General features: G+C 64.2%; 15 protein-coding genes. 10 read left to right on the forward strand and 5 right to left on the reverse strand.

All coding sequences use genetic code 11. The features are described 5' to 3' along the window. Positions 1–243: 243 nt before the first annotated feature. Positions 244–1,095, reverse strand: coding sequence for a GNAT family N-acetyltransferase (locus IEX41_RS11945; RefSeq protein WP_188790472.1), 852 nt, complete (start codon positions 1,093–1,095; stop codon positions 244–246). Beyond that, positions 1,092–1,817 carry a GntR family transcriptional regulator gene (locus IEX41_RS11950; RefSeq protein ID WP_188790473.1) on the reverse strand — a complete coding sequence of 242 codons (726 nt, stop codon included), beginning with the start codon at positions 1,815–1,817 and terminating at the stop codon, positions 1,092–1,094. The genes IEX41_RS11945 and IEX41_RS11950 overlap by 4 nt, the downstream gene beginning before the upstream one ends. 266 nt (positions 1,818–2,083) lie before the next feature. On the opposite strand from IEX41_RS11950, the gene IEX41_RS11955 reads away from it, so the two are divergent. The 8 genes from IEX41_RS11955 (at position 2,084) to IEX41_RS11990 (ending at position 10,766) form a co-directional block, all read left to right on the forward strand. After that, entirely contained in the window at positions 2,084–3,055 is a 972-nt protein-coding gene (locus IEX41_RS11955) for an ABC transporter ATP-binding protein (RefSeq protein ID WP_188790474.1), read from the forward strand. A gap of 150 nt (positions 3,056–3,205) precedes the next feature. Beyond that, positions 3,206–4,471, forward strand: coding sequence for an ABC transporter substrate-binding protein (locus tag IEX41_RS11960; RefSeq protein WP_188790475.1), 1,266 nt, complete (start codon positions 3,206–3,208; stop codon positions 4,469–4,471). Positions 4,472–4,645: 174 nt separating this feature from the next. Next, positions 4,646–5,500, forward strand: coding sequence for an ABC transporter permease (locus IEX41_RS11965; RefSeq protein ID WP_188790476.1), 855 nt, complete (start codon positions 4,646–4,648; stop codon positions 5,498–5,500). Positions 5,501–5,503: 3 nt separating this feature from the next. Continuing rightward, a complete protein-coding gene (locus IEX41_RS11970; protein WP_188790477.1) occupies positions 5,504–6,340 on the forward strand; it encodes an ABC transporter permease in 837 nt (278 codons plus the stop codon). A 3-nt stretch (positions 6,341–6,343) separates the two neighbouring features. Continuing rightward, on the forward strand, positions 6,344–6,979 hold the full coding sequence (locus IEX41_RS11975; protein ID WP_188790478.1) for an aspartate/glutamate racemase family protein: 636 nt from the start codon (positions 6,344–6,346) through the stop codon (positions 6,977–6,979). 124 nt (positions 6,980–7,103) lie between these two features. After that, positions 7,104–8,132, forward strand: coding sequence for an Atu2307/SP_0267 family LLM class monooxygenase (locus tag IEX41_RS11980; protein ID WP_188790479.1), 1,029 nt, complete (start codon positions 7,104–7,106; stop codon positions 8,130–8,132). Between the two features lie 491 nt (positions 8,133–8,623). Then, entirely contained in the window at positions 8,624–9,739 is a 1,116-nt protein-coding gene (gene prfB / locus IEX41_RS11985) for a peptide chain release factor 2 (RefSeq protein ID WP_188790480.1), read from the forward strand. A gap of 184 nt (positions 9,740–9,923) precedes the next feature. Then, positions 9,924–10,766 carry a DUF2189 domain-containing protein gene (locus tag IEX41_RS11990; protein WP_188790481.1) on the forward strand — a complete coding sequence of 281 codons (843 nt, stop codon included), beginning with the start codon at positions 9,924–9,926 and terminating at the stop codon, positions 10,764–10,766. Positions 10,767–10,786: 20 nt separating this feature from the next. Here the strand turns inward: IEX41_RS11990 and IEX41_RS11995 are convergent, their stop codons facing one another. Then, entirely contained in the window at positions 10,787–11,638 is an 852-nt protein-coding gene (locus IEX41_RS11995) for a helix-turn-helix domain-containing protein (protein ID WP_188790482.1), read from the reverse strand. 199 nt (positions 11,639–11,837) lie between these two features. Between IEX41_RS11995 and IEX41_RS12000 the strand changes: the two genes are divergently transcribed. After that, entirely contained in the window at positions 11,838–12,167 is a 330-nt protein-coding gene (locus IEX41_RS12000) for a hypothetical protein (protein WP_188790483.1), read from the forward strand. Between the two features lie 60 nt (positions 12,168–12,227). Here IEX41_RS12000 and ilvN read toward each other — a convergent pair whose 3' ends face one another. Next, positions 12,228–12,791 (reverse strand): acetolactate synthase small subunit, encoded by a 564-nt coding sequence (ilvN, locus tag IEX41_RS12005; RefSeq protein WP_188790484.1) that lies wholly within the window; start codon positions 12,789–12,791, stop codon positions 12,228–12,230. Between the two features lie 175 nt (positions 12,792–12,966). On the opposite strand from ilvN, the gene IEX41_RS12010 reads away from it, so the two are divergent. After that, the gene (locus IEX41_RS12010; RefSeq protein ID WP_188790485.1) at positions 12,967–13,419 is read left to right on the forward strand and encodes a hypothetical protein; all 453 of its coding nucleotides are present in this window, start codon (positions 12,967–12,969) and stop codon (positions 13,417–13,419) included. A gap of 211 nt (positions 13,420–13,630) precedes the next feature. Here the strand turns inward: IEX41_RS12010 and IEX41_RS12015 are convergent, their stop codons facing one another. Then, on the reverse strand, positions 13,631–15,385 hold the full coding sequence (locus IEX41_RS12015; RefSeq protein ID WP_188790486.1) for an acetolactate synthase 3 large subunit: 1,755 nt from the start codon (positions 15,383–15,385) through the stop codon (positions 13,631–13,633). Positions 15,386–15,892 lie beyond the last annotated feature (507 nt).

Genomic DNA, 15,892 nt, shown 5'->3' on the forward strand with positions numbered 1-15,892 from the left:
CGGGGCTCAGCGCCTGTATCTTGCGCGCGAGGCCTGCGACGTCCGAGATGGTGTGGATCTCGTAATCGGCTCCGTCGCGCAGCCTGTCGACAAACTAGAGCGCGCGGTCTCTGTCATGCTCGACGCCAACGATGGACAGCGCGCCCATGAGGTCAGCACCACCAAGAGCGGTGGAGGAAGGCAATGTCGCACCCCTGCCTGCGCCCTGTGTCTGGGCGCAAGTGCCTGCAAAAGCAGTAGATCTTAACCCAGTTCCAATGTCGCCGTGGCGAACAGCCGGGGCGAGGCGGTTGGGGCCTCGCCGCCCTGACCTGTCCTGTACATGCGTGCCGTGGCGAAGGTTTCGCTGAAACCTTCCGTCTCCAGCAGGCTGCGCAGCGGCTCGGTGCCCGAGGGCAGGTCGATGATGCAACGCGTGGCGCCGATGCTGCGGGCGGCGGCATGCGCAAGATCTCGCGCGGCGGAGGCGTCCGGGGCCACGACAGGACCGACCTTGCAGTCGGTCCGGCACAGCCGCGCGGTGGCAAAGCCCACGGGGCCGCCCGGGCCGTCCATCACCACCGTGCGGCGACAGCCGGTCTGCGTCAGCCACGCGGTGATGAAGCGCAGACGGTCCACGCCGGTCGCCTCTGCATCCAGCGCGGAAAGGGTGGCGATGTCTGCGGAAGTGGCCTCGCGAAGTCTCGGGGCATCGCCCAGAGGTTCGGCCACCGGGCCGACCAGGCGCGCGGTCGATCCGGCCAACGCGAAGCCCGAGCGCGCGTAGTTGCCCTGCTGCGCCGCAACACCATCGAGCCCCACGGCCCTCTCCCCCGCATGAGCCAGCGCGTGTTGCCAGAGCGCAAGCCCGATGCCGCGCCCGCGCCGGTCCGGGCGGCAGAGGTAGAGACCGAGGAAGGCGAAGCTGTCCGAATGATTCACAACGCTGATGGCGGCGACGAGGCCGGTTTCGTCCTCGGCCACGAAGAATCCCTCGGGGTCGGCGGCATGGAAGGGGGCCGCATCATCCAGCCCGGGGTTCCAGCCTTCGGCTGCGGCCCAGTCGAGGATCAGGCCCAAATCACTGGTGGTGGCGGTGCGCATGGTGGGGGTCATTCGGACAGCGCCTCGCGCAGGCTTTGGGGGACATCGTTGCGCTCGCGCAGGTCGAGCGAGGTAAGCAGGTCGAGCAGGTGGCTTTTCATCATCTCCTCGGCGCGGACCCCGTCGCCCTTGGCAAAGGCTTCCAGCAAAGCGTGGTGCGCGTGGCTTTCGCACAGGGCGGCGCGGCGCTGCCAGTAAAGGGCGATGATGAGCGAGCTGCGTGACACCAGCTGGCCGATGAATTCGGCCACCGTGGCCTGATCGGCGATGCGCGCGATCTCGATATGAAAGAGCCCCGACAGGTGCAGCGCGCGGCCCGTGTCGCCGCGGGCAAGGGCCGCGTGTTCCTCGTCGATATGCGATTGCAGGCGGGCAAGGTCGCTCTCGGTCATGCGGGCGGCGGCGGAGTGGGCGGTGCGTGGCTCGAGCAGGGCGCGGGCTTCGAAGACCTCACGCGCTTCCTTGACGGTGGGCTGCGAGACAAAGGCGCCCCGGTTGCGCTTGAGATCCACCAGATGCATGTGCGCCAGCTTCTGAAGCGCCGCCCGCACCACCGTGCGAGAGACGCCATAGACCTCGCCCACTTCGTCCTCGGACAGCTTCATGCCCGGAGCGATACGGTGTTCGTGAATGGCCGAGGCAAGCTTTTGGACGATCCGGTCTTCGCCCGTTTCCGATTTCACCGGTGCCGGTGCTTCGGTCTTTGATGCCTGGGTCCTGGGTGCCTGCGCCATCTGCGGTCCTGCCTTGTCTTGCCCTCTTGTCCAACGGAGCGCTCCGAATCTCAAGCCGTGGGGTCATATGAGGGATCGTCATCACAATTGTATACGATATACGCTGCAATCATGTGCGCAATGTTGTGGCGGCCGCTCAATACATGGGCGCTTGAGGTTTCCCACCGCCAAAGCTGCGAATTTGCGTTCCCAGGGCCCGCTTGCCGCGGGCAGCGTGCCGGAAAGCCGGGTGACAGCACCCCGACATCCTGAAGCGGAGTGGCACGATGCGGACGAAAGACGATCTCGAACTGGTCCACCTGACCAAGCGCTACGGCGACACGGTGGCGGTGCGCGATATCAACCACGTCTTTACCCATGGCAGCTATGTCTGCCTGCTGGGCCCGTCGGGTTGCGGCAAGTCGACGACGCTGCGGATGATCGCCGGGCATGAGGAGATCTCGGACGGCTCGATCCTGCTGCGAGGGCAGGACGTTGCACCGCTGCCCCCCGCACGGCGCGGCACCGCCATGATGTTCCAGAGCTACGCGCTGTTCCCGCACCTGTCGGTGCGTGACAACGTCGCGTTCTCCATGAAGATGAAGGGCGTCGACAAGCCCACCCGATACCGCGCCGCCGACGAGATGCTTGAACTGGTGGACATGAGCCACCTCGCGCAGCGACTTCCGGCCCAACTGTCGGGCGGGCAGCAGCAGCGCGTGGCACTGGCGCGGGCGCTGGTGACCAAGCCGCAGGTGCTGTTGCTGGACGAGCCGCTGTCGGCGCTGGACCCGTTCTTGCGCATTCGGGTGCGGGCCGAGCTCAAGAAGCTTCAGCGCGAGCTGGGGATCACCTTCATCCACGTCACCCACGGGCAGGACGAGGCGCTGGCGCTGGCCGACGAGATCGTGGTGATGAACGACGCTGTGATCGAGCAGGCGGGCCACCCCCGCGAGGTCTTCACCGCCCCGCGCACCGAGTTCGTCGCCCGCTTCATGGGTGGGCACAATGTGCTGCAGCTGGGTGGCGAGCGCTTTGCGCTAAGGGCCGATGATGTGCGCCTTGACGGGGCCGGGCAGGCCGCCGTGGTGCGCACGGTCGAATACCAGGGCCACCATGTGGCGGTGACCGCCGCCATGGGGGACGAGGAGGTGCTGGCCTTCGTGCCGGAGGCCACATTTTTTGCAGCGCCCCGGGCGCCAGGCGATTCCGTGGGCCTTGCCTGGGACGAGGCGCGACTGCACCGGCTTCAGGGCTGAGCGCCATTCAAGGGACATAATCAGACGGGCGGGCAGCGCCCGCAGCCAACATCGACAGGCCCTGAGGGCCTGCGGTGCACAAGAAGACAGGCAGCCAATGCCTGCCACGGACAACACGGATCAACCGACCAACGACAGAGAGGACCAACCATGGCCAAAGTCGGATACACCCGCCGCGCGCTGCTCAAGGGAGGCGCAGCCGCCGCCGCTGCATCGGCGCTTCCCGCCCCGATGCTCTGGGCGCAGGACATCAAGAACATCACCCTGCGCCAGTTCGGCACCGGGGTGTCGAACCTCAACGACGTGGCCACCAAGGTGAAGGAAGATCTTGGCTTCACGCTTGAGATGACTGCACTGGATTCGGACAGCGTGACCCAGCGGGCCGCCACCCAGCCGGACAGCTTCGACATTGCCGACATCGAGTACTGGATCTGCAAGAAGGTCTGGCCGACGGGCAACCTGCAGGCCATGGACGTGAGCAAGATCGCCAACTACGACAAGATCGTCGGCATCTTCAAGGACGGCAAGCTGACCCCCGACAGCGACATCGCGCAGGGCACCGCGCCGCACACCGTGGGGTTCATCCCCGAGCCGGGCGCGACAACCTTTGCCGATGAGCAGACCAACTGGATGACCCTCATCCCGACGATCTATAACGCCGACACGCTCGGCATTCGCCCCGACCTCATCAACCGTCCCATCGAAAGCTGGGCCGAGCTGCTGAACCCCGAGTTTCGTGGCAAGGCGTCAATCCTCGATATCTCGTCCATCGGGATCATGGACATGGCCATGGTTTGCGAGGCCATGGGCGAGATCCAGTACGGCGACAAGGGCAACATGACCCGCGAGGAGATTGACGCCACCTTCGCGATCTTCACCGAGGCCAAGCAGGCCGGCCAGTTCCGTGCCTTCTGGAAGTCCTTCGACGAGAGCGTGAATCTCATGGCCTCGGGCGAGGTGGTGATCCAGTCCATGTGGTCGCCTGCCATAACCGCGGTAAAATCGCGCGGCATCGACTGCGTGTACCAGCCGCTGAAGGAAGGCTACCGCAGCTGGGGCGGCGGCATCGGCCTGTCGCAGTCGCTGTCTGGCATGGAGCTGGATGCAGCCTACGAGTACATCAACTGGTACCTGTCAGGATGGGTCGGCGGCTACCTCATGCGCCAGGGGTACTATTCGGCGGTTCCCGAAACCTCGAAGGAATACATGTCCGAGAACGAGTGGGGCTACTGGTTCGAGGGCAAGGAAGCCACCGATGTCATCACCTCGCCCACCGGCGACACGCTGGCGCAGGCCGGCGAGGTCCGCGATGGCGGCTCGTTCGAAGAGCGCATGGGCTCGGTCGCGTGCTGGAACGCGGTGATGGACGAGAACCAGTACATGGTGCGCAAGTGGAACGAGTTCATTGCATCGTGATCCACTGACCGGTCGGCCCTTGCGGGCCGGCAGGCATGAGCTCGCGGCCCCCTTTGGGGACCGTGATCCGCCGGGGGGCTGCCGCCCCCCGGAGCCCCCCGCGCGTATTTTTCAAGAGAAGAAGGCGGCGGGGAATTCTCGGGATGATCGCCGCGCGCGAGGGGCAGGGGCCATATGTTGAAGAACCGTCATTTTCTGGGCTGGTTGCAGGCGGCGCCGCTGTCGCTGGTGCTGCTGGTTTTTTTGATCCTGCCGATCATCACCATCGTCATCGTGAGCTTCTGGCAGGCGACGGAGTTTTCCATCATCCCCGCCTTCTCGATGGAGAACTACCAGTTCCTCTTTGGCTCACCGGTAACCTACAAGGTGTTCCTCGCCACGTTCAAATACGCCGCGATCACATGGGCGCTGACGCTGGCGATCGGCTTCACCGTTGCCTATTACCTTGCCTTCCACATCCGCAGCCAGACCGTGCAGATCGCGCTGTTCCTGCTGTGCACCATCCCGTTCTGGACCTCGAACATCATCCGGATGATCTCGTGGATCCCGTTCCTCGGGCGCAACGGGATTGCCAATTCGACCCTGATCGACATGGGTCTGATCGACGAGCCGCTGGAGTGGCTGCTCTATTCCGATTTCTCGGTGATCCTTGCCTTCGTGCATCTTTACACGCTGTTCATGGTGGTCCCGATCTTCAACACAATGATGCGCATCGACCGCTCGCTCATCGAGGCCGCCTACGACAACGGCGCGTCGGGCTTCCAGACGCTGGTGCACGTGATCGTGCCGCTGACCAAGCCCGGCATCATGATCGGCACCATCTTCGTGCTGACGCTTGTGATGGGCGATTTCATCACCGTGCGCTTTATGAGCGGATCGCAGAGCGCCAACGTGGGGCGCCTGATTTCCAACGACATCGCGCTGCTGCAATACCCCTCTGCCGCCGCCACCGCCGTGGTGCTGCTGTGCACCGTGCTGATCGTGATCGGCATCCTGCTGCGCTTTGTCGACATCCGTAAGGAGCTTTGAGCCATGGATCGCCGCCCCCGTTCCTTCTACCTCCTCACCGCCTTCTTCGGGCTGTTCATCCTGTTCCTCTACGGGCCGACCCTGACCATCGGCATCCTCAGCTTCCAGGGGCCCGAGGGCGGGCTGACCTTTCCCATGCGCGGCGCGTCGCTGCACTGGTTTCGCGATCTATTCCAGGAGCAGGCGGTGGGCGATATCTGGGGCGCCTTCCGGCGCAGCCTTGCGCTGGGGCTCATGGTGATGGTCACCACGGTGGTCGTGTCGGTCATGGGGGGGCTTGCCTTCCGCAAACGGTTCGCGGGGTCGGGGGTGCTGTTCTACCTCATCATCGCCAGCCTCGTGATCCCGTCGATCCTGATCTCCCTTGGCGTAGGCCTTATCTTCAACCAGCTGGGGCTGCGGGTGCACTGGGCGACCTCGGGCTTTGGCTCGCAGCTGACATGGACACTGCCTTTCGGCCTGCTCATCATGTTTGCCGTCTTCAACCGCTTCGACAAATCCTACGAGGAGGCAGCGCGCGACCAGGGAGCAAGCGCGGGGCAGACCATTACCCACGTGGTGCTGCCGATCATCGCGCCGTCGCTGATCGGGGTGGGGCTGTTCGGCTTTACCCTCAGCTATGACGAGTTTGCCCGCACGCTGCTGACCTCGGGAAGCTACAACACCCTGCCGCTCGAGATCTTCGGGATGACCACCAATGTCACCACCCCGGTGATTTATGCGCTGGGCACCATGACCACGCTGTTCTCGCTGCTGATCATCGGGGCGTTCATCGTCACGGTCTGGGCGTTGGGGCGGCGGCGGGCGCGGCTTGGGTCGGACGCGGGAAAGGGTGTCTGAGAAATGATCCTCTTCCTGAACCCCAACTCGTCGGAGCACATGACGGACGGGATCGTTGCCACCGCGCGCGAGGTGCTGCCGGGGGTGCGTATCGAGGGGCGGACCAACCACGGCGCGCCCGCCGCGATACAGGGCGCCGAGGATGGCGCTGCCGCAGTGCCGGGCCTTCTGGCGCAAGTCGAGACTGCAAGAGATGCGGAGGTCATCGTTATTGCCTGTTTTGATGACACCGGCCTTGCCGAGATGCGGGCGCGGGCTCACTGCCCGGTGATCGGCATCGGCCAGGCGGCCTTCCACGCGGCAAGCTTGCTGGGAGAGAGGTTCTCGGTCCTGACCACGCTGCCGGTGTCGCTGCCGGTGATCGAGGGCAACATCCAAGAGCAGGGCTTTGCGCAGGCCTGCATTGAGGTCCGGCCCAGCGGCATTCCCGTCCTCGAGGTCGAGGCCGGGGGCACCGAGGTGATCGCGCGGCTGCGCGAGGGCATCGCGGCTCTGACAGACGGGGGCGCCGACGCGGTGGTCCTTGGCTGCGCGGGGATGTGCATCCACCGCGATGCATTGCGGGAGGGGATCGGCGCCCACGTGGTCGACGGGGTGCGGGCGGCGGCGCTGCTGGCCGATGTGCTAAGGCGAGTCTGAAGGCGCATGCAACGGCGCAGGCGGCCAAGCGCACAGCCTATGTGCGGGTCATGTGCGGGCGGCGGGGTTCACGCGGCCGGCTGCGCCTCTATGTTGCGTGCAAACAGGCAAAAGGTTTGGCGCAATGGAACTTGGTCTCTACACATTCGGCGATGTCGGCACGAACCCGGTTACCGGGGAAAAAGTCGATGCCAATCAGCGCATGAAGGAGCTGATCGCCGAGATCCGGCTGGCCGACGAGGTGGGGCTGGATATCTTCGGGCTCGGGGAACACCACCGAGCGAACTATGCCATTTCCTCGCCCGCGACGGTGCTGGCGGCCGCGGCCTCGGTGACAGAACGGATCCGCCTCAGCTCTGCGGTGTCGGTGCTGAGCTCGGATGATCCGATCCGGGTGTTCCAGCAATACGCAACGCTGGACAATCTCAGCGACGGGCGGGCCGAGCTCATGGTCGGGCGCGGCAGTTTCATCGAGAGCTTCCCGCTCTTCGGCTATGATCTCGACGATTACCATGAGCTTTTCGAGGAAAAGCTGCAGATGCTGCTGGCCATTGAAGAGCAGGAGGTGCTGCGCTGGCCCGGCTCGAAACACACGCACGCGGTAGATCGGCTCGGTGTATATCCGCGCCCGGTGTCGGGGCGCCTGCCGATATGGATTGCCGCCGGCGGGTCGCCGGAGAGCATGGTGCGCGCAGGCGCACTGGGACGGCCACTGGCGCTGGCCATCATCGGCGGTGAGCCGCGCCGCTTTGCGCCACTGGCCGACCTCTATCGGCGGGCAGCAGACCAGTCGGGCAACGCTGACAAGGCGCGGGTGTCGCTCAACGTGCACGGTTTTGTGGGTGAGGACGGCAAGGCAGCCGCCGACCTGTTTTTCCCGGCGCAGAAGGCGGTGATGGACCAGATCGGCCGCGAGCGCGGCTGGGGCCCGCAGAGCCGGGCGCAATACGATGCCTCGACCGGCCCCGAGGGCGCGATGTTCGTGGGCTCTCCGGCGCAGGTGACCGACAAGATCCTCGGTCTGCGCGAGGATCTCGGCTTTGACCGGGTGACGATCCAGATGGCGATCGGGGTGATCGACCATAAGGAGATGATGAAGGCCATCGAAGTGCTGGGCACCAAGGTCGCCCCCGAGCTGCGCCGCGCCGGCTGAGGACGAAGAGGGGCGCGCCGCCTTCGCAAATCCGTGTCACTTCGGGCGCATAACCGGCGCCGGCCTGCTGGGGCAGGGTGTCTGCTGCCGCAGCGGTCTCTGCCCCGCCGCAACGGTGCGGCCCGGACGTCGGAAGAGGGGCGCCGTTCTGACCATAGCGGCAGTGACCGCAAGTTGCGCTAATGCCAGTAAACTGACGTCCAACCTGTCGCTTGGCGATGCGCAGCATTGTGAGGTCGAAGCGCGCGCTGCCCCCGTCTCCTGCGGCGTATCTGAAAAAAAAGAAGAAGAGGTGGGCCGGGCCCATGTCCGGCGTCACTGCCTGCGGCGCTTCCTTTGACCGCAAATATCCCCGCCGGAGGCATGCCGACCGGTGCAACCGGACGGGTCTCGTGGCAAGGGCGGGGGGAAACCATATGGCAACGCTTGAAGGGATGCCGGGGCTGGTTTATGTCCCGTGGATCAACAGGACATATCCGAAGAGATCTTAGATGCGCGCCGAAACCCAGAAGAACGTCGAAAAGATCGAGAAATCGCTGGATCTGCTGGGGCAGCGGCTCGACTGGGAGACGGCGCCTCACCGGCTCGAGGAATTCAACGCCCGGGTCGAGGATCCCAACCTCTGGGATGATCCCGCCGCGGCGCAGAAGTTGATGCGCGACCGCCAGTTCCTCGTGGATGCCATGGAGACCTACACCTCCATCAAGCAGGAGCTGTCCGACAATATCGAGCTCATCGAGATGGGAGAGATGGAAGAGGACGAGGAGGTCGTCACCGAGGCCGAGACCTCGCTGAAGTCTTTGACCGAGAAGGCCGGGCAGAAGGAGCTGGAGGCGCTTCTGGACGGCGAGGCGGACGGCAACGACACCTTCCTAGAGATCAACGCCGGCGCCGGCGGCACCGAAGCCTGCGACTGGGCCGCGATGCTTCAGCGCATGTATGTGCGCTGGGCAGAAAAGCGGGGCTACGAAGTGGAGCTTCAGTTCGAGGAAGCGGGCGCCGAGGCGGGCATCAAGTCCTGCGGTTACAAGATCTCGGGCACCAACGCCTATGGCTGGCTGAAATCCGAAAGCGGCGTGCACCGGCTGGTGCGGATCTCGCCCTTCGGCAAGGGCACGCGCGAAACCTCTTTCGCCTCGGTCTGGGTCTATCCGGTGGTCGACGACAACATCGAGATCGACGTGAATCCGAGTGACATCCGGGTCGACACCTACCGTTCGTCCGGCGCGGGCGGGCAGCACGTGAACACCACCGACTCCGCGGTGCGGATCACGCACATCCCGACCGGCATCGTCGTGACCTCGTCCGAAAAGTCACAGCACCAGAACCGGGACATCGCCATGAAGGCGCTGAAATCGCGGCTCTACCAGCAGGAGCTGGACCGCCGCAATGCCGAGATCAACGCCCAGCACGAGGCCAAGGGCGATGCGGGATGGGGCAACCAGATCCGTTCGTACGTGTTGCAGCCCTATCAGATGGTGAAGGATCTGCGCACCAGCCACGAGACCTCGGACACCCAAGGGGTGCTCGATGGCGATCTCGACCCGTTCATGGGCGCCACGCTCGCCCAGCAGGCCAGCGGCAAAAGCCGCGCTGACGCGCAGTAGCGCCCTTCACTCCCGATTTTGACGCCAGGACGGGGCGCGTGCCGGAACGGGGCATGCGCCCCGTTTCGTGTCTTCAAGGCGGGTTTGTCGCCCGGCAACCCTGACGTGCGAAACTTCTTGCGGGGCGGCCCCCTCCCAAGCATCATCGCAGCCCACGGAAAAGGGGCTGTGAGGAGGGCAGGGGATGACCGAGACACCGACACCGGGCGTGCCGGAGCTTGCACCGGTGCGCCTTGCCACGCTGTTGGAGGCACTGAAACGCGGGGCCCGGGACCTGCGCCGGGCGCCAGGCTTCGCGCTGGCCTTCGCGGGGGGCTACGTGGCGGCAGGCTGGCTGATGGTCTGGATCACGCTCGCCACGGGGCAAAGCTACTGGCTGGTGCTGGCGGCCATCGGCTTTCCGCTGATCGGGCCCTTTGCCGCCGTTGGGTTTTACGATGTCAGCCGCCGGATCGAACTTGGCCTTCCGCTCGACCGGGTGCAGGTGATGTCGGTGGTTGTGCGGCAGTCGCGGCGTCAGTTGCCGTCGATCTGCGCGGTGATCGTGATCGTCTTCCTGTTCTGGTTCTTCCTCGGCCACATGATCTTTGCCCTGTTCCTCGGGCTGTCGGTGATGACCAACGTGTCATCGAGCCTCGCGGTCTTCATGACGCCGAACGGGCTTATGATGGTGGCGGTGGGCAGCATGGTGGGGGCGGGCTTTGCCGCGCTGCTCTACATGATCTCGGTGCTGGCGCTGCCCATGCTGCTGGACCGCGAAATCGACTTCGTGACCGCGATGATCACGTCATTCGGCTATGTCGCCGCCCACCCAGTGGTGATGTTCACATGGGCCGCGGTGCTGGCGCTGGCGAGCTTCCTTGCCATGCTGCCGGGGTTCGTGGGGCTGTTCATCGTGCTACCACTGCTGGGTCACGCCACATGGCATCTTTACGATCTGATAAGGGTCGGCGACGCCGCAGACACGGCCATGGTCAGTGCCCACGACCATGGCGCCAACATAGCCTCCGGCCAAGGTGCGGCGTAGCAACCGGCCGCGAGGCTTGATCAGGCAAATCCTTCATCGAAGCGCAGGTGCTGGCGATGGAATGGCGTCACATCTTCCAATTGCAGGTATCCGCCCCGGCGCGCAGCGGCAAGGATCTTGCCGGTGTCATAGCCAAGATGCTCATAGATCATCCGCGCGGCGCGACGGGCCGATGGGCTCTCCTGCGTGGTGCGCACGGCGTAACCCAGCCAGAAGGTGCGCGCGATGGACGGCATCCGCGACAGGTAGTTGAAGGAAGCGGTCAGGGCATCGCGCCGGTTCACGAGGAAGGCGATGCCCTCGGCCTGCTGCATCACGAGGCCACGAAATTCGCGGTTCTGGATGGTGGGCGTGACGCCGTTCATCTCGAGCGCGGCCTTGGGTTCCAGCCCCCGCAAGAAGCAGAAGCCATCCTTGCGGAAGACATAGATCACCCCGGTGACGAAGCGTTCGCTGTCGGAAAAGGCGGCGCGGGTGAAGCGGTAGAAGCCCGACGGAAAGGAGGCTTCTTCGACACCGCATAGGGCCGGTCCGGTGAAGCTTCCGAGCCAGGGGTGGCTTAGCAGGCCATTGGGCACATCGTCGGCAGGGTTGGCTTCGGGCACGGCTTCAGGCGCGATCTGTTCCACGGGTTCAAGCAGGATGCGTGCATCTACACCGAAGAAATCACAGATCTTGTGCAACACGTCGGGCCGCGGAAAGCTTTCCCCTGCAAGGTAGCGGTTGAACTGGGTCCGGTTGATTCCAAGCTCGCGGCACAGTGCCGACACCGAGGGCGCTTTTTTAACGAGAAGTTTGAGGTTTTCGCCGAAGACGCTGCGCAGGGCAGCGGGACTTGCGGTAAGTTCGGATTGGCGCGCGTGTCGCGTCATGCGTTCTTTGTCCCCGTGCGAATTAACGGAAAATGATGCGTTTCATACGAATGATGCGGAGTAGCGTCAATATGTGGCGCTAATTGGCGTCAATCAAGTTAAAACTGACACGATTTCGTGCGGCGCGGCCTGTTTCTAGTTCGGTGCGAAACGGGCTAAATTTGACATGCGTGTGAAGTGGTTCTGAATTGGGGGTCTCATGCCTAAGAGTACTGCCAAGGCACTGGGCGTCGTCATCTGGACGAAGGGGGCATCGCCCTGTGACTGCCGTGCCATCATCTGGTGCGAAGACCAGGGTGATCTTGCGCTGTTTGACAGCCGTGAGGATGGCCTAGGCCTCTCCGAGCCGCTGAAAGAAGGCGATCTTGTGCAGTTCGACCTTGCACAGGTCAGCAGCCAGCGCCGCGCACGCAATCCTCAGAAACTGGTGCGGCACTGTTTCTCCGGGCTGGTGGATGCCCTCAGACCCGTGTCCCGGCCGCTTGGGCTGGCACCCGTGGGCAACGTGGTGCCGTTCCCCGGCAGGTGATCCCGGCAGGGGAAGGATCTGCACCCGGCGCGCCATATCGCGCGCCGGATGACACGCCGATTACCGGGTTCCGCGCGACAGGGCGGCAACGCCGGTGCGGGCCACCTCGACAAGGCCCAACGGGCGCATGAGGTCGGCGAAGGCGTCAATCTTGTCCGGCGCGCCGGTCAGCTGGAAGATGAAGCTTTCCAGTGTCGAATCCACAACATTGGCCCGGAAGATATCCGCAAGGCGCAGCGCCTCGACGCGCTTCTCGCCGCTGCTCACAACCTTCATCAGCGCCAGTTCCCGCTCGACCGAGCTGCCCTCGGCGGTCAGATCATGCACATCGCGCACCGACACGATACGGCCAAGCTGTGCCTTGATCTGCTCGATCACCTGCGGCGTGCCGGTGGTGACGATGGTGATGCGGCTGAGGTGACCTTCGTGGTCCACTTCGGCCACGGTGAGGCTGTCGATGTTGTAGCCGCGCCCCGAGAACAGGCCGATCACGCGGGCCAGCACGCCGGGCTCGTTCTCGACCAGAACGGTGATGGTGTGTGCTTCGCTCACGTCCGAGAAGGTCGGGCGCAGGTTGTAGGCCGAATGCTTGTTCGAGCCCTTCTTGATCTGTAGTGCGGACATTTCGCCGGTTCCTCTCGCTTATGCCACCGGTTGAGTGGCTGAGTTCGTTCAATGTTGTCAGAGTTGCCAGATTGGAGACGCAGTGTTGACACAATCTGCCGAAACCCGGTTTCTCTCGTTTTCGTGACTCCTCTTGCGGTTGATGCCGCGGACACCTGGCAGAGGAGAAAATAGGATGTTCGGACTTTCCAAGCTTTTCGGAAGCAAGCAGGACGACAACCATACCGACGGCGGCCTGAACGTGGACCTGCTGGCCGACGTGGAGCTCGCCGGAGGCGACTTGCGCGATGTGGATGCCCTCGCAGATGTGGATCTCGACGAGGACGGCCTTGATACCGATGTCCTCGCCAGCGTGGACGTGCTGGACGATGACGGCGTCAACGTCGATGCGCTGGCCAGTGCCGACTTGGGCGAGGACGGGATCGAGGTGGATGCCCTATCTCTGGCCGAGGTCGGCGCCGATGAGCATATCGACCTTGGCGCCCTTGCGGATATCGACGTGGGCGATGACGTGAACCTCTTCGCGATCCTCGCATCCGGCGTTTCGGGCGGCGGAGAATATGGCGGTGACGCGGGCCACGATGACGGCTGTGGCTGTGACGACGGGCTTCTGGACGACATCCTGTAAGCGCAGACCATCGCAAGTCCTGTGGTGCGGCGTCCCTGCGGGGGGCGCCGTATTGCCGTCAGCGATAGCGCCGCGCGGATGCGCAAGGCGTTCGGTGCCATGCTCGGTCCTCCTCCTGAGCCGGTGCCGAAGATCCCGAGGGCCGCGTCCGCCATGGGCGGCGGGCCGGGGCCGGGCAGGGTGCCCGGCCGCCGGGATCAAATGGCGGGCCTCAGACCAGAACGGCGCCCTTGCCGGCGATCGCGTTGGTCGCCTGCGCATCCCCGAGCAGCATCTTGTTGTGCGGCTCGCCCGACGGGATCATCGGGAAGCAGTTCTCGTGCTTCTCGACGAGGCAGTCGAAGATCACCGGGCCATCGTGCTTGATCATCTCCATGATCGCGTCATCAAGGTCCGCGGGATCCTTGCAGATGATGCCCTTGGCTCCGAAGGCTTCGGCCAGCTTGACGAAATCGGGCAGCGCCTCGGACCAGCTGGAGCTGTAGCGCTCGCCGTGCAGCAGCTGTTGCCACTGGCGCACCATGCCCAGCCGTTCATTGTTGAGGATGAACTGCTTGACCGGCAGGCGGTACTGCACTGCCGTGCCCATCTCCTGCATGTTCATCAGCCACGAGGCTTCGCCCGCCACGTTGATCACGAGGCTTTCGGGATGCGCCACCTGCACTCCGACCGAGGCCGGGAAGCCGTAGCCCATGGTGCCAAGGCCGCCCGAGGTCATCCAGCGGTTGGGATCCTCGAAGCCAAGGAACTGCGCCGCCCACATCTGGTGCTGGCCCACTTCGGTGGTGATGTAGCGGTCCATTCCCTTGGTCAGCGCCTCGAGCCTTTGCAGCGCGTACTGCGGCTTGATGGTGGTTTCAGACCCGGTGTATTTCAGGCAGTTGGCCTGCTTCCATTCCTCGATCTGGCGCCACCACTTGGCAAGGCCCTCACGGTTGACCTTGCGGCCGCGCGCCTTCCAGACCTTCAGCATGTCCTCGAGCACGTGGCCCACATCCCCGACGATCGGCAGGTCGGTCTTGATGACCTTGTTGATCGACGAGGGGTCGATGTCGATATGCGCTTTCTTCGACTTCGGAGAAAACGCGTCGAGCCGCCCGGTGATCCGGTCGTCGAACCGCGCACCGATGTTGATCAGCAGATCGCAACCGTGCATGGCGAGGTTGGCCTCGTAGAGACCGTGCATGCCGAGCATCCCCAGCCAGCCCTTGCCCGATGCGGGGTAGGCGCCAAGGCCCATGAGGGTCGAGGTGATCGGAATGCCGGTGGCATCCACCAGCTCGCGCAGCAGCTGGCTGGCCGCGGGGCCCGAGTTGATGACGCCGCCGCCGGTGTAGAAGACCGGACGCTCGGCGTTCTCGATGGCCTCGACAAGGGCGGTGATCGTTTCCATGTCGCCCTTGACCTGCGGCTGGTAGTGACCGACCGGCGCCTTGGGCTTGGAGGTGTATTCGGCGGAAGCGAACTGCACATCCTTGGGAATGTCGATGAGCACCGGGCCGGGGCGGCCGCTGCTGGCCACGTGGAAGGCCTGATGCAGGGTCGACGACAGCTTGGCGGTGTCCTTCACCAGCCAGTTGTGTTTCGTGCAGGGGCGGGTGATGCCCACGGTGTCCGCCTCCTGGAAGGCGTCCGAGCCGATCATGAAGGTCGGCACCTGCCCCGAGAGGCACACCAACGGAATGCTGTCCATCAGCGCATCGGTCAGGCCGGTGACCGCGTTGGTCGCTCCGGGGCCCGATGTCACCAGCGCAACGCCGACCTTGCCGGTCGAGCGGGCATAGCCTTCGGCGGCGTGCAGGGCGGCCTGCTCGTGACGCACGAGGATGTGCTGGATGTCGTTTTGCTGAAAGATCTCGTCATAAATCGGTAGAACGGCGCCGCCGGGGTAGCCGAATACCGTGTCCACGCCCTGGTCCTTGAGGGCCTGAACCACCATTTTCGCTCCGGTCATCTGACGTGTCATCGCGTGTCTCCGTTTACGACGTCGTACTCTTGTAGCCCACTGTACGAGGGCCTTCGATCTGCCCGCAGGGGGGCGTGGTCTTGGGCACCTATCCGGGCTTGCGGGTGAACACCTGGTCGGGTGTCTTCCATATAAGCCGCCCGTAAGGCGCTGTCTTGCGGGCCCTCGGGAGAGGTGCCCTTGTGCGGGCACCTTGCATGTCCCGCGGCAACAAAAAAGCCCCCGAAGATTTTCGGGGGCGCATGGGGTCCTGAAAGGGTGTCCGGTCTACCGGCCCATGCGCGCGTTTCCTACAATGCCTACCAGCCGTGCCATGGCGCGGTCTCCTTTGTTACAGGGCGGACCATATGAGCGGCCAGTTGTCGCGTCAACCTGCAAATGGCCCCGAAATGCATCGTTCAGAAGTGTCTATATTTCATTAAGTTGCTAGGCAACACGAAATTCGGCAATTTTCGGAAAGTATTTTGGCCAATTGCGACATGGGCCGGCGTCCGGAAGTGATTCAGC

The organism is Salipiger pallidus (assembly GCF_014643635.1).
Classification (GTDB): Bacteria; Pseudomonadota; Alphaproteobacteria; order Rhodobacterales; family Rhodobacteraceae; genus Salipiger; species Salipiger pallidus.